Here is a 19,652-nt window from a genome sequence, read left to right as displayed (position 1 = left end):
TGGACAAGCCGGTCGGCGGACTTCTCACCGTGACCAGCGCCTGTCAGCCCGCCAACCTCCATCTCCATCAGCCGACCGGCGGCAAACGAGATCATGTCGCGCAAAATATCCGCGTCGGGGGCCTTCTCGACAAGCGCGCGCAAGTGCATCAGGGAATCGGTCATCGTGGTTCTCCAGGTTAGAGCTTCGCAACCCAAACCTATCCGAAAATCACGGTGACCACCCGCGCTGCTGGCCGGACGCTACAGCGCAATATCGAAAGCGCGCGTCCGGCCAGCAGCGCTACCCTCACAACCTACACCACGTACCGGGACGCGACCAAAATGTGCGCATCTGCGCGCTTTGAATATCGCGCGCCCGACGCCTGCACAGGTATGTCGTTAACGCCGGAGGCGATCAGCCGAATCCTTGAAATCACGCACTATTTAACTTAAGTTATACGTGTCTGTTTCAAAGGGGCATTGGTTAAATCATGCGGCTTCGCGAAGTTTACAATCCTGTATTTCGCATTGTGCCGCATTTTCATCGGCCGCGCGAATTCAGCGTGGTGTTTCTGGGCAAATCCTTCGAAGGTCGCTGCGGGCTGTGCGGCCACCGTATCGTGAAACGGCAGGGCGGCCGCTGGAAATTGTTGACGCGCAGCGCGCTTGCCTGACGCAACGCCGCCAGACCGCGCGCCACCATCGCGGCGAATCAATCGCCCACGGACAGCCATCCAGGCATGCATGGCGCTGCCCAAAGTGCGCCAAGCCCGGTTTTCGCGGCACCAACCCTAAAACCAGATCAGTACAGTCATCGTTAACAAGTGCTGAATTGCGCGCCCCTTATGGCGATCAAAAAACCATAATTCAGAGACTTGCCTGCGCATCCCAGCCTGCGCAGGCACGCCGCATGATTAACCCTTGCGGTACCAGCACCCTTACCGAAATCCGGCGATAGCCCGGCCGGAAGGCACCCGCGTCATGTGAACCGCGATCAGGGTGCCCGGTAAAGACAGATGATTTCAGGCCCCCGGCAAACCGTCATCGCGACGGTTGTGCCCGGTACGGCGGAAATCGGATGCCCGGGGAAAGTGTTGAATTGCATCATGGTTGAACGTTTAACGGTTCACATTGTCGATCCCGATTCCACGCGCCGGGCATTTCTGGCACGCATGACCATGGCCGCGGGCCATCATGCCGAAATTTATGCCGACAGCGGTGAACTGATGGCCAGCGCCCCGCCCGAGGGCGTGGTGCTGGCCAATGACGATCCCAAGGGCGAACGCATCGACACCCTGATGTCCGCCATGGCGCGCAACAGCCTGTGGTGGCCGGTCATCGCCATGGCCGAAACACCCCAAACCGGCGACGTGGTGTCCGCGATCAAGTCGGGCGCAATCAATTACGTGCCCATCCCGAAAAAGATCGAAACACTGACAGGCGTGCTGGACCATGCGGTGCGCGAAGCAGAACCGCAGCGCCAGACGCAGCTGCGCGCGCGCGAGGCCAAGCAGCGCATCGAACAGCTGTCAAAGCGCGAACACGAAGTGCTGTGCATGCTGGTCGATGGCGCCAGCAACAAGAGCATGGCGCGCGACCTCGGGCTTAGCCCACGCACGATCGAGATCCACCGCATGCGGATGATGGACAAGCTGCGCGCGGGCAATGTGGCCGAAGCGGTGCGCATGCAGATCGAAGCCTCCGGCTTGACGCGGCTCGCCGGATGACGGGCTTTGCCCCACGACGTGCGCTGTGCGGAATCCTGTTTGCACACACGCCCCTGATCGGCAGCGCGCGCCATGAACAGGGCCGGCTGCACACCCGGTGCCAACATTGCGATCGTCCGCTGGTCCAGACGGCGATGGCACGGTGGTCCTTGGTCAGCGAGCCCGCCTGACCTGGACCAAGCCGGCAACGCCGATCCTGCCGATTGCGCCTGTGCCTCAGGGCTTTGCGGCGGGCAGCTCGGGAGTTGGCCTGGCATCGTGCAGGGTTACATTGGCGATGCGGCGAAACAGATACTGATACATCTGCCCATCGCTCTGGATCAATTCGGTCTGCGTGGAATTGATCACCGATCCGCGCCCGATCACTTGCACCACCTTTACCGCCACCTGGCTGCGCCCCTGGCTGGCCGGCAGGATAAGGGCGTAGAATTTCAGGCCCTTGTCGGTGGACGCGCCACCGACCCTGCCGCGTTGACCACTGATTTCGCCCGTCGCGCGGTCGGCCACGTCAAGGCGGTAGCCCGCCTCCTGAAAGACCTTGGCCGTGCGGTCAAAGGCCTCTTCGATATCCATGGCATATTCGAACCGCTGGTAGTTGCCATCGAGGCCGAACACCGAGCGATCGGGCTGTATCGCGCCGCCCCCCATGCATCCGCTTAACCCGGCCGCCGCCGCATGGATCGCGGCTGAACCAAGGCACCAACCAGACAATGACCGTCGATCCATGACACACTCGCGATCAGGGGTTACACTAAGCCCCCCTTCGCACGCCCGCCATTTGCAGCAAACCGCACGCAAAGGTTAAGCCGGCGCGTGCCAGATGCTAAAGCAAGCGACTGATATGGCGGTCTTTGCCAAGACAGTCGTAAATCGCCATCGTCACAGCGGATTGCCGTCCTTGTCGCGGTAGATTTCGCGGCGGCCAACATGGTTGGGCGGGCCGACAAAGCCGTCTGCCTCCATCCGTTCGATCCACTTGGATGCGGTGTTATAGCCCACGCCCATCTGCCGCTGGATCCAGCTTGCCGACGCCTTCTGGCTTTCGAACACGAGCTGGCACACCTGGCGATACTTGCGTTCGTCCGGGTTGTCCGACGCGGTCGCATCGAGATCGTCAAAGCCAAAGCCGCCGTCGGTGGGTTCTTCGGTGACCGATGTGACGTAATCGGGGCTGCCCTGCTTGCGCCAGTGATCGGCGATGCGTTCCACCTCTTCATCCGACACGAACGGGCCGTGCACGCGTTTGATCGGGTCGGTGTTGGGCTTGTACAGCATGTCGCCCTTGCCCAGCAGCTGTTCGGCGCCCTGTTCGCCCAGGATCGTGCGCGAATCGATGCGGCTGGTCACCGCAAAACTGATCCGGGTGGGCAGGTTGGCCTTGATCACCCCGGTGATCACGTCGACCGAGGGGCGCTGCGTTGCCATGATCAGGTGAATGCCTGCCGCGCGGCTTTTCTGCGACAGCCGCTGGATCAGCACTTCGACTTCCTTGCCCACGGTCACCATCAGGTCGGCCAGTTCGTCGACGATCACCACGATCTGCGGCAGCACCTGATAATCGAGCTGCTGTTCTTCGTAGATTTCCTCGCCGCTGTCGGGTTCGAACCCGACCTGGATGCGGCGCCCCAGCGGCTTGCCCTTGGCGGCGGCGGCGCGCACCTTTTCGTTGAAGCCGCTGATGTTGCGCACGCTGATCGAGCTCATCTGGCGATAGCGGCGCTCCATTTCCTCAACCGCCCATTTCAGCGCGCGCACCGCCTTGGCCGGTTCGGTGACCACCGGCGACAGCAGATGGGGAATGTCGTCATAGCTTTTGAGTTCAAGCACTTTGGGATCGACCAGGATCAGCCGGCACTGTTGCGGGGTCAGCCGATAGAGCAGCGACAGCAGAATGCAGTTCAGCCCGACCGACTTGCCCGACCCGGTGGTGCCCGCCACCAGCAGATGCGGCATCGCGGCCAGATCGGCCACGATCGGTTCGCCGGTAATGTCCTTGCCCAGGATGATCGGCAGCAGCCCTTTGGCGTTGACGAACTTGTCGCAGGCCACCAGTTCGCGGAACGAGACCATTTCGCGCGATACATTGGGCAATTCGATGCCCATGACCGTCCGCCCCGGAATGGCCGAAACGCGCGCCGAGATCGCGCTCATGTTGCGGGCAATATCGTCGGCCAGGCCGATCACCCGGCTGGCCTTGATCCCGGGCGCGGGCTCGAGTTCGTACATCGTCACCACAGGGCCGGTGCGCACGGCCATGATCTCGCCCTTGACGTTGAAATCGTCGAGCACGTTTTCCAGCAGGCGCGCGTTGCGTTCCAGCGCCAGCTTGTCGATCTTGGGCGCGGTGCTGACTTGGGCTTCGTCAAGCAGGTCGATCGGCGGCAATTCGAAGCTGTCGAACAGATCGCCCTGGCGCGCCTTGGTCGTTGCCACGGGCGCGGGCGCGCGGCTGGGGTCGGTAATTTCGGTGGTGCGGCGCGGCGCGGCAACCGCTTCGGCCAGAACCGGCGCTGGCGCGGCTTCGCTGGGCCGGGCGCGCGGCGCGGGCACAACCTGTGCGGCATCATCGCCCTCGTCAGGCTGTGCCCGGCGCGGCAGCCAGCCCAGCGGATTGAACCGCCACCCTTCCAGCGCAAAGACATACCCTGCCAGAAACACGCCCCCCGCACCGGCCACCAGCGCCAGCCCCAGCATGACCCAGCCTTGCACGGTTCCGGCAAAATGCGCGCACCAGTGCAGAGCAGCGGCCCCCAGCAATCCGGTCAGGCCGCCAATCCCTGCCGGCAGCGCGCCGAATACGCGCGAAATACCCGATGCCAGCGCGATATCGAGCAGCGTGATTGCGCCCAGCATGATCAGGCTCAGCCGCCACCACGCCGCCAACGCGGGCAGATCGGCATCGTCTTCGGTTTCCTCGATCAGGTCGCCGGTGCCATCCCACAGACGGCGGGCAAACACGAACAGCAGCGGCAACACCAGCCCGCCCGGCAGACCCGCGACCACCAACAGCCGTTCCGCACTCCACGCCCCTGCCAGCCCCATCCAGTTTTCCACCGGGCTGCCCGACGCGGTCGACCCCGAAGGATCGGTCTGGGTATACGTGGCCAGCGCCACCGCCAGAAACAGCATCGCACAAAACACCAGCGTGCCGCCGATCAGTTCGGCGCTGCGCCGCAGGCTGCGCCGCAGGATCGCGCGCCAGTCGGACCGGCCGTTGCGCCCGCCCGTCCCGGACCCGGCGCCCGAACGCGCCGGAGTGAATGCCCGCGATGCCATAACCAGAAAACCTCGTTTCGAAACCGCGCGCATCATGCGCCAAAGGGGTGGGAATCGTCAAGAATCCAAGGTTTTTCCACGAGTCGCGGTTTTCCGCCGTTTTCGTGACTTATCCGCGTTGGCGGGTACGAATTATACGAGTCTGTATGCTTTCAGCGCGATGCGCTATAGGCGCCGACATGACCAAGGCCACCCATCCCGACGATATCGACCTGTCCCCGCTTGCCGCGATCCATGCGCGCATCGCCCGCGCGGCCGCGCTGGCCGCACGTCAGCCTGACGCTGTTACGCTGATTGCAATTTCCAAAACGCGCGATGCCGATGCGATTCAGCCGCTGATCGATCAGGGGCAGCGCGTGTTCGGCGAAAACCGGGTGCAGGAGGCGCAAGGCAAATGGCCCGCGCTGGTCGCGGCGCAGCCCGACATTCGCCTGCACCTGGTTGGCCAACTGCAATCGAACAAGGCCGAGGACGCGGTCCGCCTGTTTGACGCGATCCATTCGCTCGATCGCCCGTCGTTGCTGACCGCGCTTGCCCGCGCGATGGACAAAGTGGGCCGCCGGGTGCCGCTGTTTGTCCAGGTGAACATCGGGAACGAGGCGCAAAAGGGCGGCTGTGCCATTGACGATGTACCGGCGCTGCTCGACCAGGCGCGCACTGCCGACCTGCCGATTGCCGGGCTGATGTGCGTGCCCCCTGCGCAGATCGAGCCGGCGCCATTCTTTGCATTGCTGGGCAAGATCGCCGCCGATCATGGCCTGGCGGGCCTGTCGATGGGCATGAGCGACGATTTCGACACCGCGGTGATGCTGGGCGCCACGCATGTGCGAGTGGGCAGCGCATTGTTCGGCGCGCGCGCGCAATGATCGCGGGCGCCGTGCTGATCGCCTTTGTGCCGGTGGCCGCGCTGCTGACGATCACGCCCGGCACCGATACGATGCTGGTGCTGCGCACCGCGGGCCTTGGCGGCGCCCGGCCGGCCGCGCTTGCGGCGCTGGGCATTGCGCTGGGCTGCATGGTGTGGGGCCTGGCCGTGGCGCTGGGTCTGGGGGCGCTGCTGGTGGCCAGCCCGATCGCATTCGACTGGTTGCGGATGGCCGGTGCCGCCTATCTGGCGTGGCTGGGCGCGGGGCTGATTGTCCGGCCGCATCACCCGGGCCGGGCCCTGGCCGAGACATCGGCCACCGCGTTCCGGCGCGGGCTGCTGACCAACCTGCTCAACCCCAAGGTCGGGGTGTTCTACCTGACCCTGTTGCCGCAGTTCCTGCCGCGCGGTCAGGTCGATCCGGCAGCGGGCCTGATGCTGGCCGGGGTGCAGGTGGCGCTGACCCTGGTGTGGTTTGCGCTGCTGATCGGCTTTGCCCGCAGCCTGGCACCGCTGATCACCAGCCCCGCGTTCACCCGGATCATCGACCGGGTGTGCGGGGCGGTGTTCATCGGTTTCGGGCTGAAGCTGGCGCTTGCCAAAGCCTGATCAGCTTTCCGCCTTGCCTTCGCCGTAGCGCACCAGTTCATCACCAACCAGCGTCACCACGTGCAGCAGGTTGGTCGACCCCGGCGTGCCGAACGGAACGCCGGCCAGCGCGATCAACTTTGACCCTGCCGTGCCAAAGCTGTGGCGCAATGCCATCCGCTTGCCCTTGGCGATCATTTCTTCAAAGCTGCCGATGTCCTTGGTGGTGACCGCATGCGCGCCCCACAACAGGCCCACACGCCGCGCGGTGCGCAGTTCGGGTGTCAGCACCAGCATCGGCACGCCGGGCCGTTCGCGCGCCACGCGGCGCGCGGTCGAACCCGATCCGGTGAACACGATGATCCCCGAGATCGGCAACGTCGCCACGATCGAAGCGCAGGCCCCGGCCAGTGCGTCGGCGGTGGTGGGATCGGGCGGGGTCTGTGTAAAATGCACCCGCGCCTGATATCCGGCATCGCGTTCGACCTGCATCGCGATGCGGTTCATGATCGTCACTGCTTCCTCGGGCCAGGCGCCCGAGGCGGTTTCGGCCGACAGCATGACCGCATCGGCCCCGTCGTACACCGCGTTGGCCACGTCCGACACTTCGGCACGCGTCGGGGTCGGCGCCTCGATCATCGATTCGAGCATCTGGGTCGCCACCACCACCGGCTTGCCCTGGCGGCGGGCGCTGGCGACGATACGCTTTTGCAGCGGGGGCACTTCTTCGGGGTTCAGTTCCACGCCCAGATCGCCGCGTGCGACCATGATCCCGTCGGACAGTTCGATGATTTCATCAAGCCGGCCGATCGCGGCGGGCTTTTCGATCTTGGCCATCAGCGCGGTGCGGCCGTTGATCAGCTTGCGCGCCTCGGCCAGATCTTCGGGTCGCTGCACGAACGACAGTGCGATCCAGTCGGCCCCCTGTTCGACGGCAAAGGCCAGATCGCGGCGATCCTTGTCGGTCAACGCCGGCACCGGCACCACCGCGTCGGGCACATTGACGCCCTTGCGGTTGGAAATCACGCCGCCGACTTCGGCCGAACACAGGATTTCATCGGCGGTGGCGCTGATCACGCGCAGGCGCAGCTTGCCATCGTCGATCAGCAGCCGCTGACCCTTTTTCAGAATGCCGAACAGTTCGGGATGCGGCAGGCACACGCGGGTTTCATCGCCCGGCTCCGGATTGCGATCGAGCGTGAAGTGGCCCGAATGGCGGATCACCGCGCGGTCACCCTTGAACGTGCCGACGCGCAGCTTTGGCCCCTGCAAATCGGCCAGGATGGTGATCGGCCGGTTGATGCGGGCTTCAAGCGCGCGGATCGAGGCAATCGTTTCGGCATGGGTGGCGTGATCGCCGTGGCTCATGTTGACGCGAAACGCATCGACGCCCGCGCGATAGAGCTTTTCCAGCATTTCGGGCGAACGGCTGGTGGGGCCGACGGTGGCCAGAATCTTGACCTTGCGCCCGCGCGGTGCCTGGCCGGAACCGCTGTTTGCTGTCGGATCGATGATTGCCACGTGTCATGCCTCGCCGTGTAAAAAAATTTGTGCGCGGCCGGCATGCCCAAGCCCCCGCGGACAGTGGCCATGCGACTGCGCCGGGGCTATGGCCCATGAGCACTTAAAACCCAAGACCCTAATCCCTCAGGACCTTTCGCATGGATACGAATTCCCCCGATATCACGCCGTCGGATCCGCTTGACAATCTGCCCGACGCTGTCGCCGCCGCGGCATTCCGGCGCCTGGTGCGCCATTTGCGCCATCGCCACGATGCGCAGAACATCGATCTGATGGGACTGGCCGGATTTTGCCGCAATTGCCTGGCCGACTGGATCATCGATGCCGGTGCCCCGCTGGACAAGGCCGCCGCGCGCGAGGCGATCCACGGATTGCCCGCCGCCGCATGGAAGGCGCGCTACCAGACCGAGGCGACGTCCGAACAGCTGGACCGCATGGCACAAAGCATGACGCGCAACGCCTGACGCGTTCACTCAGGGTCGGGGGCGCCGGTGTATTGCGCGTCGGGGTCCGGCGTATAAGGCGCAGGCGCAGCGAACGCATGCACCGGGATCGGGCCGATCAGTTCGCCATCGTCCCAGTACACCTGCGGCCAGTCGCGCGCGTGCAACCCCAGATGTTCGAGCGGGGTGTAATAATAACGGCTGAAGGCATAGACCTCGTGCGCGTGGCCCAGCGCGGCGCGGACCTGGCCCGGTGCCACCAGATGCCCGCGATATCCGCCAAACGCCCAATTGTCGGTCTGTTTGGGATCGGCCATCACGACCAGCGGAAACGGGCAGCGCAGTTGGCCGAATTCCACAAGGCAGCTTTGTTCGATCACCACGCCGATCGATTCATGGCTGGCGAGCAGCGCTGCGCCAGGGTGCGCGGCGACGGTGCGCACCGTCTGGCGCCAGTCCTGCGGCACCCACGCCGGTTTGATCACCAGCAGTTCGACCAATCCGACCGTCGCCACCCCCGCCAGCGTCAGTGCAGTGATCGCGTAATGGCGCACACCGTGCCCGCCGGCCAGCGACGCCGCGGCAATCAGCGCGGTGAAGCTAAAACACCAGTGCAGCGTAAAGTCGGACACGATCGGATGCACCGCATCGGTTGCCTTGAACAGCACCAGCGTGGCGATGACGATCACGACCGCCAGCCGCACCGCCCGGATGCGGCGTCCGCGCCACGCCCCGATCAGCATGTATCCCGCCATCATCACCGAACCCGCGGTTCCACCGGTCAGCAATTGCAGCTTGCAGGTTGCGCCGAAATCGCTCCACCCAAGCTGTTCGAGCCAGGTGATATTGGCCGCCGACGCGCTTTTGAGCTGGGCAAGGGCCACGATCAGCACCCACGCCGACAGCACGGCTGTGGCGATATCGGCAGCCAGCAGCATGCCGATCTGCCGCCACCGCCAGTCGCGCCGGACCGCGGCATCGGCGATCGCCGCCAGTGTCGCGATCACCGGCCACAGCACCATCGTGGTGTGGCAATAGATCGCGACAACCGCACCGGCGATATAGACCAGCCAGCCGCGCCCCGTGTCCAGCGCATCGAGCAGCCCGATAAACGAGATCAGCACCGCCAGCCGCGCCAGGCCATAGCCGCGCAGATAGTCGGCCTGATAGATGTCCGATGCCGACACCGCGCAAAGCAGCAGCCCCAGCAAAGCCGCCGACCAGCCCAACCGCGTCCGCAAAAACCGGCCAAACACCGCCAAAGTGGCAAATGCGATGCCCAGCGGCAGCGCGCGCATCGCCCAGTGCCCCATCGGCACGACCATCCGCCAGCCTTTGAGCAGCGAATAGAACAGCGGCGGGTTGGTCTCGCGCAGCATCCACCAGCCCCACAGGTGCCGCCACGACTGGCCCGAAAAATACAGCGAAGCCATTTCGTCGAACGCCATCGACGTGCCCGCGTGGCGCAGGCGCAGGCCCACAGCCAGCACAGCAATCGCGATCAGCGTTGCGCCTTGCACGGCGGGCATTTTCGAAAGTCTGGCGGTGACGATGGCTTTGCCCCTGGTTGGCAGTGCGATCGGCATACCGATCCGTCGACGGGCAAACAATCCCCGCCGCGACGGTGATCGGCGCCAGGTCGGCCGGCCGTTGGCGCATCGCGCAGACAACGGCTTGAAACCGCGCGCAGGCAGCGCCATCTCCTGGGGCATCTGCGTCCAACAGGCCTAATTTAACGGGATAGCCATGAGCGATACTGAAATCCGCGACACCGAAACCACCGCCCCCGAAACCCGCGTTTTTGAAGCCGATGTGGCGCGTCTGCTGCATCTGATGGTCCACGCGGTCTATTCCGACCGTGATGTGTTTTTGCGCGAACTGATCGCCAATGCCGCCGATGCCTGCGAAAAACTGCGCTATGACAGCATTGCCGACCCGGCGCTGGCCAATGGCGAAGCGGGCCGTATCACCATTGCGCTCGATCCCGATGCGCACCGTCTGACCGTGACCGACAACGGCATCGGCATGACCGAAGCCGACATGATCGAGGCGCTGGGCACGATCGCGCGGTCGGGCACGCGCGCCTTCATGGACAAGCTGACCGCGGCCAAGGATGGCGAAAGCCCGCAGCTGATCGGCCAGTTTGGCGTCGGGTTCTATTCGGCATTCATGGTGGCCGACACGGTCGAGGTCACCTCGCGCCGGGCGGGCACCGATCTGGCGCACCGCTGGTCGTCCGACGGGCTGGGTACGTACAGCATCGAACAGGTGCCGCTCGATCACGCGCCGGCGCAGGGCACCTGCGTGGTGCTGCATCTGAAAGGCGACGCAACCCAGTATACCGAACGCGCGCACGTCGAACGCGTGATCCGCGCGCAATCGGGCCATGTGCCGATGCCGATCGCGCTGATCGAAAAGCCCGATGCCGAAACCACCGAAGTGACCGACGGCAGCGCGCTGTGGACCCGGCCCAAATCCGAGATCAGCGCCGACGAGTACGCCGATTTCTACCGCAGCGTGGCGGGCCAGTGGGATGCCCCTGCGCTGACGCTGCATTACCGCGCCGAGGGCAAGCACGAATACAACGTGCTGGCATTCGTGCCCGAAAGCCGCCCGTTCGACCTGTTCGACCCCGATCGCAGCGGGCGGATGAAGCTTTATGTGCGGCGCGTGTTCATCACCGACGAGGCCGAGCTGCTGCCGCGTTACCTGCGGTTTGTGCGCGGACTGGTCGATTCGGCCGATCTGCCGCTCAATATGAGCCGCGAGATGATCCAGCAAAGCCCGCTGCTCGCCGCGATCAACAAGGGCGTGACCAACAAGGTGTTGTCCGAACTCGACAAGCTGTCCGCGAACGACGCCGACGCGTATGCCGCGTTCTGGGACACCTTTGGCGCGGTGCTGAAAGAAGGGATCTACGAGGATTTCGGGCGGCGCGAAACGCTGCTCGGGCTGGCGCGGTTTCACAGCACCACGGGCGGCGACAGCTGGCGCAGCCTGAAGGAATACGTGGGCGCGATGCGCGACAACCAGACCGCGATCTATTACGCCACCGGCACAGATCGCGAACGGCTGGCCACCAGCCCGCAGCTCGAAGGGTTTTTTGCGCGCGGGATCGAGGTGCTGTTGCTGACCGATCCGGTCGACAGCTTCTGGGCGGCATCGGGGATCGATTACGACGGCAAGCCGTTCAAATCGGTCACGCAAGGCATGGCGGACCTGGGCCTGATCGAACCGCTTGATGGATCAAACCAACCCGCCCCCGCCGCGCCCGAAGCCGAAGGGTTCATCGCGTTCGTCAAGGACCGGCTTGGCGATGCGGTGTCCGACGTGCGCGCGTCGGACCGTCTGACCACCAGCGCCGCCTGCCTGGTGGCCAGCGAACACGGCATCGACCGGCAGCTCGAACGCCTGCTGTCGGCCAACGGACAGTCGCCCAAGGGCGCCAAGCCGGTGCTGGAACTGAACCCGCGCCACGATCTGGTCTCGCGCCTGGCGGCCCTGCCCGACGATGCCGATCTGAAGAATGATGGCGCGCACCTGCTGTTTGACGAGGCCCGCATCGCCGATGGCGAATTGCCCGATGATGCCCGCGCGTTTGCCGACCGGCTGACGCGTATCCTGGGCAAGGCGCTGGGCTGACGGTTACCCGGGTCGGGCCCCGCACGATCGGGGCCCGTACCCGCACCCGGTCAGGCGACGCTGCCTTCGAGAATTTGCAGCGTTTTCAGATCTGAATGAAAATCCAGCGCATAGTCGCCGCCTTCGCGGCCGATGCCCGATATGCCGATCCCGCCAAACGGCGCGGTCAGATCGCGCACCAGGAACGTGTTGACCCAGACCGTGCCGCCCCGCACCGCGCGGCCCACGCGTTCGGCGCGGGCCTGGCTGCCGGTATAGACAATCCCCGACAGGCCATACGCGGTGGAATTGGCAAGCGCCACGCCTTCGGCTTCGTCGGCAAACGTCTGAAAGGTCAGCACCGGGCCGAACACTTCGTTCTGGACCACCTCGGCCTGGTTGTCCTTTGGCACGATCAGCGTGGGTTCGATCCACTGTCCGTTCCAAACCTGCCCGCCGCGCACGATTGTATCGCCCGCCGCGCGCGCGCGCGATACGAACCCTGCCACGCGTTCGACATGGCGCGGGTGGATCAGCGCGGACATCGTCGTGGCCGGATCGCGGCTGTCGCCCAGCACATGCCTGTCGGCATAGGCGTGGAACCGTTCGAGAAATGCGTCGCGCACGCTGTCCTGCACCAGGATCCGCGTGCCTGCCATGCACACCTGGCCGCTGTCATCGTATTGTCCGGCGGCCTTTTTCGCGGCAGCGTCGATATCGGCATCAGCAAACACCAGCAGTGCCGATTTGCCGCCCAGTTCGGCCGTAAACGGCACGATGGTGTCTGCCGCCGCCCGGCCGATGATCCGCGCGGTGGGCACCGAGCCGGTAAAGCTGATGCGCCTGATCCTGGGATCGCTGGTCAGCGCATTGCCAAGCTCTGCGCCAAGACCCTGCACCACATTGAACACGCCCGGCGGAAAGCCCGCCTGGTCGATCAGGTCGGCCAGCACCGAGGCCGACAGCGGCGACCAGTCGGCGGGTTTCAGGATCACCGTATTGCCCGCCGCCAGCGCGGGCGCGCATTTCCACGTCGCCAGCATGAACGGCGCGTTCCACGGGGTGATGATCAGCGATGGCCCGGCCGGCTGACGGATCACCCGGCAGGCGGTGCCGCGCGACGACCACACGCGTTCCTGGTGCGCGGTGGCCAGATCGGCATAATTGCGGAAATTGGCCGCCCCGCGCGCGATCACGCGCAGCCGCAGGCTTTCCAGCAGCATACCCATGTCGAGGCATTCGATCATCGCCAGCGTTTCGACATTGGCCTCGATCAGATCGGCCAGCCGGTGCAGATAAGTGCCGCGTTGCGCCGCGCTCAGCGCGGCCCACGCCGGAAAGGCGCGCGTTGCCGCCTCAGCCGCCTGCGCCGCGGTGTCCGCAGTGCCACGCGCCACATCGGCCAGTTTCCACGACCAGTCGAACGGGCAGCGCGTTTCGAACGTATCGGGCGATGATACCCTGCGCCCGCCGATATAGTGATCGGGAGAGACCGAATGGCCGGCGATATCGATGCGCGTATCCATGGGCGATCTTTCAGATATAGGGCAGGTAATAGGCGATGGTTCCGGCATCGTCGCATGCCGACACGATGCGCAGTTCTTCGCGCTTGATCGCGATATAGTTGGCGATCAGGTCGGCACCCACCGCGTGGGTCAGCACGGTGTCGGCCTCCAGCGCGTCGAGCGCTGCGCCCAGGTCGTGCGGGGTATGGCGTTCGGTGTTGATCGTCTCGAGCCCGTCATCGGTTTCGGGCGCGCCCGGGTCCATTCCGGCTTCGACACCCATCAATCCGGCCTGCAGCAGCGCGGCGATCGCGACATATGGGCTGGCCGCGCAATCGGCCATGCGGTGTTCGATCCGCGCCGCCGGGCCGGTTTCGGCCGAGACGCGCACCGTGACGCTGCGATGGTCGATGCCCCAGTTGGCCCAGTAGCCCGACAGACTGGCCGGTTGCAGCCGGGCATAGCTGTTGACGGTGGGTGCCAGGATTGCGGCCAGCGCCTCGTGATGGTGCAGCATGCCGGCGATGGCGCCGCGCATGGTATCCGACAGCGCCCCCGATGCGACATCGTCGGCAAATACGTTGGTGCCGTCCTTGTCGCGAAAACTGATATTGAAATGCAGCCCGCTGCCGCTTTTGTCGGCAAACGGCTTGGGCAGAAACGACAGCAGATATCCCTTTTGAAACAGCACTTCGCGGGCCATCTGGCGAAACAGGAACGCATCATCGGCGGCGCGCAAGGCATCGGCAAAGCGCAGTGTCAGCTCGAATTGCGGCGCATCGTATTCGGCGTTCATCGATTCGATCGGGATGCCGCAGGCGTGCGCCGCCTGCCAGATCGCATCGACCAGCCCGGCCGGATCGGTAAACGGCCCGGTGCCATAGACGAATGCGCCGGGCGTATCGTAGGGCACCCAGGCGCCCGCGGCATCGCGCTGGAACACATAGGCCTCCATCTCGATCCCGATCATCGGCTCAAGCCCGCGCGCGCGCCAGGCCTCGATCGCACGGATCAGCGCACCACGCCCGCACAGCGCGAACGGTTCGCCCTTGAAGTGCATCGTGCCCAGCGCAATCTGCGTGCCCGCCTCCCAGCCGGGGCGCAGCGCGTCGGGGTCAAAGTGCATCTGCATGTCGGGCAGCCCGTCAAGCAGGCCCCCGCCGGGTGCCGCGACCAGCGCCTTGTCATACGTCACCGCGTATGTGCCCACGCAAAACCGGGCGTGGCCTTTGGCCGCCTCGGTCATCGGCACATATTTGCCCCGCGCCAGATTGAGCTGGTCGGCAAACAGCAGTCGTGCGCGCTCGAACGATGAAGTCGAAATGGTCATGCGGCTCCCCAAAACATTGTTCCTTCAGCGCGCTTTGATGCGGACCGGCAGATGCTTGATTCCATGAATAAAATTTGACCGCAGATAGCTGTGATCGGCAATCTGCTCGATCGTGTCGATCCGCCGCGCCAGTTCCTGCATCACGATCGCCACTTCCAGCTTGGCCAGCCACATGCCAAGGCAGATGTGCGGGCCGCCCTGCCCGAACGACAGAAACGGATTGCGCGGCCGATCAAGCCGCAGCGTATAGGGATCGGCCATCGCCTGTTCATCGCGATTGCCGGCGATGAACCACAGCACCACCTTGTCGCCCGCGCGGACGGCCTGGTCGTGAAAGGTGAAATCGCGCGTGGCGGTGCGGCGGAAATGCGACGTCGGCGATGCCCAGCGGATCATTTCGTCGGCCGCGGCCTCCCACCCGGCAAAGTCATCGGCCTGGATCTGCCGCAACAGCTGCGGATTGTTGGCCAGCGCATGGATCGTGGCCGAAATCGAATAGCGCGTGGTGTCGTTGCCGGCCGCCACCAGCAGGCAGAAGAAATTGCGGAATTCATCGCGCGACATCTGCGTGCCGTGGCTGGTGGTCTGGCGCACCAGATTGAGCACGCCGATCTGTTCGCCCGCATCCATGCGGTCGAGCAGGTCATTGGCATAATCGAACAGCTTGACCGCCGCAGGACTGCGAAACGGCAGCAGCCGGTAGGCATCGGTATCGACCTTGTCGATCACGAAATCGGTGTAATCGGGGTCGGCATTGGAAATCAGCGCGTCGCCCAGTTCGACCAGCATCGGCCCATCGGCGACCGGCACGCCCATGATCTGCGCCAGCATCTGCATCGGCAGCCGCCGGGCAATGCGGTCAACCGCATCGAATTCGCCTTCGCCCATCGCCACGTCGAGCAGTTCGGTGACGATCGCGCGGATCTGCGCTTCGAACCCGGCCACGGTGTGCTTGGCAAAGGCCTTCGACACCAGCGCGCGAAAGGCGCGGTGCACCGGCGCATCGGTTTCCTGAAAGGTCTTGCGCGCCTCGTATTCTTCCTCGGTCTGGTCTTCCATGCGGATGCCGCGCGCCGATGACAGCAGATCCGCCTGCCGGTTCAGCGCCAGCAGATCGGCATGGCGCGTGACCGACCAGAACCCGCGATCGCCATTGGCCATTTCGGACCACGCCATCGGCGCTTCGCGGCGCATCCGGTCAAAGGTCGCAAACGGCGCGCCTTCGTTGAACGCATCGAGCGACGACAGGTCGACATGCGCGTCGGTCGAACGGGAAAAGGCATAGGACATCAGCACACTCCGGTTATGCCTGCCAGCTAGACCCGACGTGGCCCGCAGCACTTGGCATAAGCGGACAGAAGTGGCCGCGCCTGTTCCGATGCGCGCAAACCGCGCCTAAGGAAGCGGTCCATACCTTTGCCAGCAGGAGGCCGCACGTCATGGGCGAAATCATCGGTGCCGGAATTGTCGCGCATGCGCCGACGATCATGATGTCGCAGGAGGATCGCTATGCCTTGAACGAGGGCAAGGAGATCAGCCTGGTCCCCGGCCTGCACCGCCTGAAAAGCGAAGTGATCGACGTGCTGCGGCCCGATACGATCGTGCTGTTCGACACGCACTGGTTCACGATTGTGGAATTCTGCGTAACCGCGCATGCACGCCGGTCGGGCCTGTTCACCAGCGACGAACTGCCGCGCGGCATGCGCCAGATCCGTTATGACCTGCCGGGCAGCCCCGCGCTGGCGCAGGCCATGGCCGACCACGCAAGCGCCTGTGGCGTGCGCACCACCGCAATCGATGATCCGTGGCTGCCGATCCACTATCCCACGGTCAACCTGTCGACATTCCTGCAAGGGCCCGAGGAATGGGTGTCGGTCAGCCATGCCTATTCGGGCGAACCCGACGATTTTCTGCGCGTCGGTCAGGGCATTGGCCAGGCCATCGCGCAAAGCGACAAGCGCGTGGTGCTGATCGCCAGCGGATCGATGAGCCACCGGTTCTGGCCCCTGGGCCAGATCGCGCAGCACGAAGCATCGGACCCGATCCACATTTCCAGCCCCGCCGCGCGCGAGGCGGATTACGAACGCCTGCGCTGGTTTGCCGAAGGCAACCACGCCCGCGTCATCGACACGATGCCCGATTACCTGCGCCACGCGCCCGAGGCCCGCTTTGGCCATTACCTGATGATGGCCGCCGCCTGCGGTGGCCGCGACTGGAAGGCCAAAGGACGCCAGTTCTCGGACTATGAAAACGCCACCGGCACCAGCCAGGTGCATGTGTGGTTCGACAAGCCGGAACACGGCTGGACCTGAGCCACGAGATTGTTCACCGCGCGCGGGACGGATCGAAAGGGTGATTGCAGGAACACAGCTGCGTGATAGTCTGCCGCCATGCGCATCACACCCGACATTCGCAAGCAGATCGGGGAATTGGCGCGGGTGGTGGCGCTGCTGCTGGGCGGTGCCTGGCTTATGCTGTGTTATCTGGAATGGTCACTACCTGATATCCACGACCGGGTCAGATCGCTGGACCACGGCCTGTTCTGGGCCGTCCTTGCGATAAGCCAGCTGGCCAATGCGCTGCGTGGAATATCGTCAGCCGTTGCCGCCCCCTCACCCCGCATGAGCGGAACGATCACGGTCATTCTGATCGGACTGGCCGTAACCGTTGGCGTGCACCAGTCCATGCCTGCCGGCCAGGTGTTGATCGGGGATGCGGCGGCCCTGCTGGCAACAATTCTGCTTGCCGTGGTTGTCTGGCGGTTTGCAAGTCGCTTCGCCGATGACATCGGCGAAGCCCGATTTTCCGGGAAACCATAAAGGCGGTCAGGCGCGCGCGATCACTTCGCTGTTCACCCACGCCATGATTTCCGCCGCGCGGCGACGATCGTCCAGAAGGTCGGCATCGATGCCCAGCTGCCATGCCAGATCGGCGCGCGAACGATCGGCGTGCAGCGTTTCCAGCATGGCATTGTACGCCGCCAGCGCCGCGTGGTCGGCAAAGAACCCTTGGGCAATCATGTCGTCCTGATCCAGCCGGTTCAGTTGCGCGATCTGCGCCAGATCGAATTCGGGATGGTACTGCACCGCCCACACCGTGCTGCGGCCCAACGGGATCACCGCGGCCTGCACCGCGCTGTGCGCATTGCCGGCGAGCAGGATCGCACCGGCGGGCAACGCGGTGACTTCGTCGTAATGGATGCAGGGCGCATCGAACACCGGGCCCTTGTGCGCAAACATCGGGTGCACCCGCCCCGCCGGCGTAACCGCGATCTTGCGCGCGAAGCCGACTTCGCGGCCACGCGCGCTGCGCGCGACCGTGCCGCCTGCGGCCACCGCGGCAATCTGCAGCCCCCAGCATGACCCGAAAATCGGCAGGCCGTGGTCGGCCGCCTGAACCATCAGCGCAATCTGCGCGGTTACCGCCGCATCGCGGTCATAGGCGTGCAGCGCCGACCCGGTGATGACCAGTCCGGCATAGTCGGTCCACGCGCGTCCGGCCGGCAGCCCTTCGCCCGGATCGGCGCCATACACCACCTCCAGCACCAGATCGGGGCAGTGCGCGGCGATCGCCCGGGCATAGATCTCGCTCGACCAGCGCACACCATGCGTGCGCGCCACAGCGCGGCGATCGGCGGGATTGCCTTCGAGCAGCAACAGGCGTTTCATCAATGTGCGGTCTTGTCCATGCGTGCGCGCCAGGCCTGTGGCGATACGCCGCTCCAGCGGTGAAACGCGCGCGTGAAATTGCTGTGTTCGGCATAGCCCAGCCGCAGCGCGATTTCGGCGATCGACAGGTCGGGCCGGGTGCGGAATTCGAACAAGGCCTGGCGCATGCGGCATTCGTCGAGCACTTCCTGGAACGAGCTGCCTTCGTCGGCCAGCTTGCGACGCATGGTGCGGCTCGACATGCCGATTTCGCGCGCGATGCGGTCCTGTTCGATCGGGCGGCAGTTCATGTCGCGCCACACCACTTGCGCCAGCCGCTCGACAAGCGGGGTGCGGCGGCGGTGTTCGACAATCGCGCGATTGACCACGCTCAGATCGTTCGTGGCGCGTTCGACCGGCAACGCCAGATCGAGCAGGGCTGCGGGAAAACGGATCTGGTTGGTATCGCCGCCAAATGTGCACGGCGCGTTCAGCACTTTGCCGATCGGCCCGCGCATTTCGTGCGCCTCGGCCTCGAACACGAACTCCACTTTGTCGAGGCTGCCGCGTGTGCCGCGCCGCAGGATCTGCGCGACGATGCCCAGCGTAAACATTGCATCGTGGTGGCGCGGCCAGATATCGGGATCGAGAATGCGATAGCTGACGCTGGCCATGCCCTCTTCGCGGTCCAGCGCCATTTCGGTGCAATCCTGCAGCACGACAAACAGATCGACCAGACGGCGCAACGCCGATCCCACCCGCGTGGCCCCCAGCACCGGTTCGCCCAGCGCACCGCCCAGCGTCGCCAGATCGAACTGCATACCCGCCGCCCAGGGGATCGACACATCGCGCGCGCGCGCCACCACGCTTTCGGAAAAGCGCACGAATTCGGCCAGCGGGATCGACGGTCGGCTGATGTCGCACGGCAGCGCATCGCGCAGCGCGTGGATTTCGGGCACGATCGCGGGATCGACCAGACCATCCCACCCGTTCAGCGCGCTGGCATGAACCTGGCTCGCGGTTGTGCGGCTGGTGGTGGTACGGCTGAAAACGGCGCGCTCGTGCGCCATGGCGGCATGCAGCATTGCGGTTCTCCCCAGAGTCGCGGTCTTTCGCGTTATGGGGCCGAGGCTATCGCAAGAGATTGC

At 64.8% G+C, this 19,652-nt stretch carries 17 protein-coding genes and 1 pseudogene; 7 read left to right on the top strand and 11 right to left on the bottom strand.

All coding sequences use genetic code 11. The features are described 5' to 3' along the window. Positions 1–164 (bottom strand): annotated as a pseudogene (locus tag G404_RS20330) (IS256 family transposase); the annotation flags it as partial. Positions 165–430: 266 nt separating this feature from the next. Further along, a complete protein-coding gene (locus G404_RS20730; protein ID WP_211230744.1) occupies positions 431–715 on the bottom strand; it encodes a hypothetical protein in 285 nt (94 codons plus the stop codon). Positions 716–1,087: 372 nt separating this feature from the next. On the opposite strand from G404_RS20730, the gene G404_RS0107605 reads away from it, so the two are divergent. Then, a complete protein-coding gene (locus tag G404_RS0107605; RefSeq protein ID WP_028640556.1) occupies positions 1,088–1,708 on the top strand; it encodes a response regulator transcription factor in 621 nt (206 codons plus the stop codon). A 216-nt stretch (positions 1,709–1,924) separates the two neighbouring features. Here the strand turns inward: G404_RS0107605 and G404_RS0107595 are convergent, their stop codons facing one another. Both G404_RS0107595 and G404_RS0107590 read right to left on the bottom strand, forming a co-directional pair. Beyond that, positions 1,925–2,419, bottom strand: a complete 495-nt coding sequence (locus G404_RS0107595; protein WP_156906231.1) for a hypothetical protein — start codon at positions 2,417–2,419, stop codon at positions 1,925–1,927. Between the two features lie 168 nt (positions 2,420–2,587). Next, positions 2,588–4,984 (bottom strand): FtsK/SpoIIIE family DNA translocase, encoded by a 2,397-nt coding sequence (locus G404_RS0107590; protein WP_028640554.1) that lies wholly within the window; start codon positions 4,982–4,984, stop codon positions 2,588–2,590. Between the two features lie 179 nt (positions 4,985–5,163). Here G404_RS0107590 and G404_RS0107585 point away from each other — a divergent pair, with 179 nt between their 5' ends. Together G404_RS0107585 and G404_RS0107580 are read left to right on the top strand one after the other, a co-directional pair. Further along, positions 5,164–5,850, top strand: coding sequence for a YggS family pyridoxal phosphate-dependent enzyme (locus G404_RS0107585; protein ID WP_036520716.1), 687 nt, complete (start codon positions 5,164–5,166; stop codon positions 5,848–5,850). Then, positions 5,847–6,458, top strand: coding sequence for a LysE family translocator (locus G404_RS0107580; protein WP_028640552.1), 612 nt, complete (start codon positions 5,847–5,849; stop codon positions 6,456–6,458). Before G404_RS0107585 ends, G404_RS0107580 begins: the two co-directional genes overlap by 4 nt. Here the strand turns inward: G404_RS0107580 and pyk are convergent, their stop codons facing one another. Further along, positions 6,459–7,952 carry a pyruvate kinase gene (pyk, locus tag G404_RS0107575; protein ID WP_156906235.1) on the bottom strand — a complete coding sequence of 498 codons (1,494 nt, stop codon included), beginning with the start codon at positions 7,950–7,952 and terminating at the stop codon, positions 6,459–6,461. It lies immediately after the preceding gene. 146 nt (positions 7,953–8,098) lie between these two features. On the opposite strand from pyk, the gene G404_RS0107570 reads away from it, so the two are divergent. Then, positions 8,099–8,422 carry a DUF1244 domain-containing protein gene (locus G404_RS0107570; RefSeq protein WP_028640550.1) on the top strand — a complete coding sequence of 108 codons (324 nt, stop codon included), beginning with the start codon at positions 8,099–8,101 and terminating at the stop codon, positions 8,420–8,422. 5 nt (positions 8,423–8,427) lie between these two features. Here the strand turns inward: G404_RS0107570 and G404_RS0107565 are convergent, their stop codons facing one another. Further along, positions 8,428–9,987 (bottom strand): hypothetical protein, encoded by a 1,560-nt coding sequence (locus tag G404_RS0107565; protein ID WP_051280354.1) that lies wholly within the window; start codon positions 9,985–9,987, stop codon positions 8,428–8,430. A gap of 160 nt (positions 9,988–10,147) precedes the next feature. On the opposite strand from G404_RS0107565, the gene htpG reads away from it, so the two are divergent. Then, entirely contained in the window at positions 10,148–12,043 is a 1,896-nt protein-coding gene (gene htpG / locus G404_RS0107560; protein WP_036520714.1) for a molecular chaperone HtpG, read from the top strand. A 50-nt stretch (positions 12,044–12,093) separates the two neighbouring features. Here the strand turns inward: htpG and G404_RS0107555 are convergent, their stop codons facing one another. The 3 genes from G404_RS0107555 to G404_RS0107545 are packed head-to-tail and all read right to left on the bottom strand — an operon-like array spanning position 12,094 to position 16,147. After that, a complete protein-coding gene (locus G404_RS0107555) occupies positions 12,094–13,548 on the bottom strand; it encodes an aldehyde dehydrogenase family protein (RefSeq protein WP_028640547.1) in 1,455 nt (484 codons plus the stop codon). Positions 13,549–13,558: 10 nt separating this feature from the next. Next, positions 13,559–14,857 carry a glutamine synthetase family protein gene (locus G404_RS0107550; protein ID WP_036520712.1) on the bottom strand — a complete coding sequence of 433 codons (1,299 nt, stop codon included), beginning with the start codon at positions 14,855–14,857 and terminating at the stop codon, positions 13,559–13,561. Between the two features lie 24 nt (positions 14,858–14,881). Continuing rightward, positions 14,882–16,147, bottom strand: a complete 1,266-nt coding sequence (locus tag G404_RS0107545) for a cytochrome P450 (protein WP_028640545.1) — start codon at positions 16,145–16,147, stop codon at positions 14,882–14,884. Between the two features lie 149 nt (positions 16,148–16,296). On the opposite strand from G404_RS0107545, the gene G404_RS0107540 reads away from it, so the two are divergent. Together G404_RS0107540 and G404_RS0107535 are read left to right on the top strand one after the other, a co-directional pair. Further along, positions 16,297–17,169, top strand: a complete 873-nt coding sequence (locus G404_RS0107540; protein WP_028640544.1) for a 3,4-dihydroxyphenylacetate 2,3-dioxygenase — start codon at positions 16,297–16,299, stop codon at positions 17,167–17,169. Between the two features lie 78 nt (positions 17,170–17,247). Beyond that, on the top strand, positions 17,248–17,676 hold the full coding sequence (locus G404_RS0107535) for a hypothetical protein (RefSeq protein WP_028640543.1): 429 nt from the start codon (positions 17,248–17,250) through the stop codon (positions 17,674–17,676). A 6-nt stretch (positions 17,677–17,682) separates the two neighbouring features. Here G404_RS0107535 and G404_RS0107530 read toward each other — a convergent pair whose 3' ends face one another. Next, entirely contained in the window at positions 17,683–18,525 is an 843-nt protein-coding gene (locus G404_RS0107530; protein WP_028640542.1) for a type 1 glutamine amidotransferase, read from the bottom strand. Further along, positions 18,525–19,589, bottom strand: coding sequence for an AraC-like transcriptional regulator QhpR (gene qhpR, locus G404_RS0107525; RefSeq protein ID WP_028640541.1), 1,065 nt, complete (start codon positions 19,587–19,589; stop codon positions 18,525–18,527). Before qhpR ends, G404_RS0107530 begins: the two co-directional genes overlap by 1 nt. Between the last annotated feature and the right edge of the window lie 63 nt (positions 19,590–19,652).

Origin of the sequence: Novosphingobium acidiphilum DSM 19966 (genome assembly GCF_000429005.1) — a bacterium.
Classification (GTDB): domain Bacteria; phylum Pseudomonadota; class Alphaproteobacteria; order Sphingomonadales; family Sphingomonadaceae; genus Novosphingobium; species Novosphingobium acidiphilum.
The sequence above is the reverse complement of the archived record's forward strand: the minus strand, read 5'-3'. Positions and strand labels throughout refer to the sequence as shown.

Coding starts and splice junctions, on each gene's coding strand:
- G404_RS20730 (WP_211230744.1), bottom strand. CDS start 715: ATGGCTGTCCGTGGGCGATTGATTCGCCGCGATGGTGGCGCGCGGTCT.
- G404_RS0107605 (WP_028640556.1), top strand. CDS start 1,088: ATGGTTGAACGTTTAACGGTTCACATTGTCGATCCCGATTCCACGCGC.
- G404_RS0107590 (WP_028640554.1), bottom strand. CDS start 4,984: ATGGCATCGCGGGCATTCACTCCGGCGCGTTCGGGCGCCGGGTCCGGG.
- G404_RS0107585 (WP_036520716.1), top strand. CDS start 5,164: ATGACCAAGGCCACCCATCCCGACGATATCGACCTGTCCCCGCTTGCC.
- G404_RS0107580 (WP_028640552.1), top strand. CDS start 5,847: ATGATCGCGGGCGCCGTGCTGATCGCCTTTGTGCCGGTGGCCGCGCTG.
- G404_RS0107570 (WP_028640550.1), top strand. CDS start 8,099: ATGGATACGAATTCCCCCGATATCACGCCGTCGGATCCGCTTGACAAT.
- G404_RS0107565 (WP_051280354.1), bottom strand. CDS start 9,987: ATGCCGATCGCACTGCCAACCAGGGGCAAAGCCATCGTCACCGCCAGA.
- htpG (WP_036520714.1), top strand. CDS start 10,148: ATGAGCGATACTGAAATCCGCGACACCGAAACCACCGCCCCCGAAACC.
- G404_RS0107555 (WP_028640547.1), bottom strand. CDS start 13,548: ATGGATACGCGCATCGATATCGCCGGCCATTCGGTCTCTCCCGATCAC.
- G404_RS0107550 (WP_036520712.1), bottom strand. CDS start 14,857: ATGACCATTTCGACTTCATCGTTCGAGCGCGCACGACTGCTGTTTGCC.
- G404_RS0107545 (WP_028640545.1), bottom strand. CDS start 16,147: ATGTCCTATGCCTTTTCCCGTTCGACCGACGCGCATGTCGACCTGTCG.
- G404_RS0107540 (WP_028640544.1), top strand. CDS start 16,297: ATGGGCGAAATCATCGGTGCCGGAATTGTCGCGCATGCGCCGACGATC.
- G404_RS0107535 (WP_028640543.1), top strand. CDS start 17,248: ATGCGCATCACACCCGACATTCGCAAGCAGATCGGGGAATTGGCGCGG.
- G404_RS0107530 (WP_028640542.1), bottom strand. CDS start 18,525: ATGAAACGCCTGTTGCTGCTCGAAGGCAATCCCGCCGATCGCCGCGCT.
- qhpR (WP_028640541.1), bottom strand. CDS start 19,589: ATGCTGCATGCCGCCATGGCGCACGAGCGCGCCGTTTTCAGCCGTACC.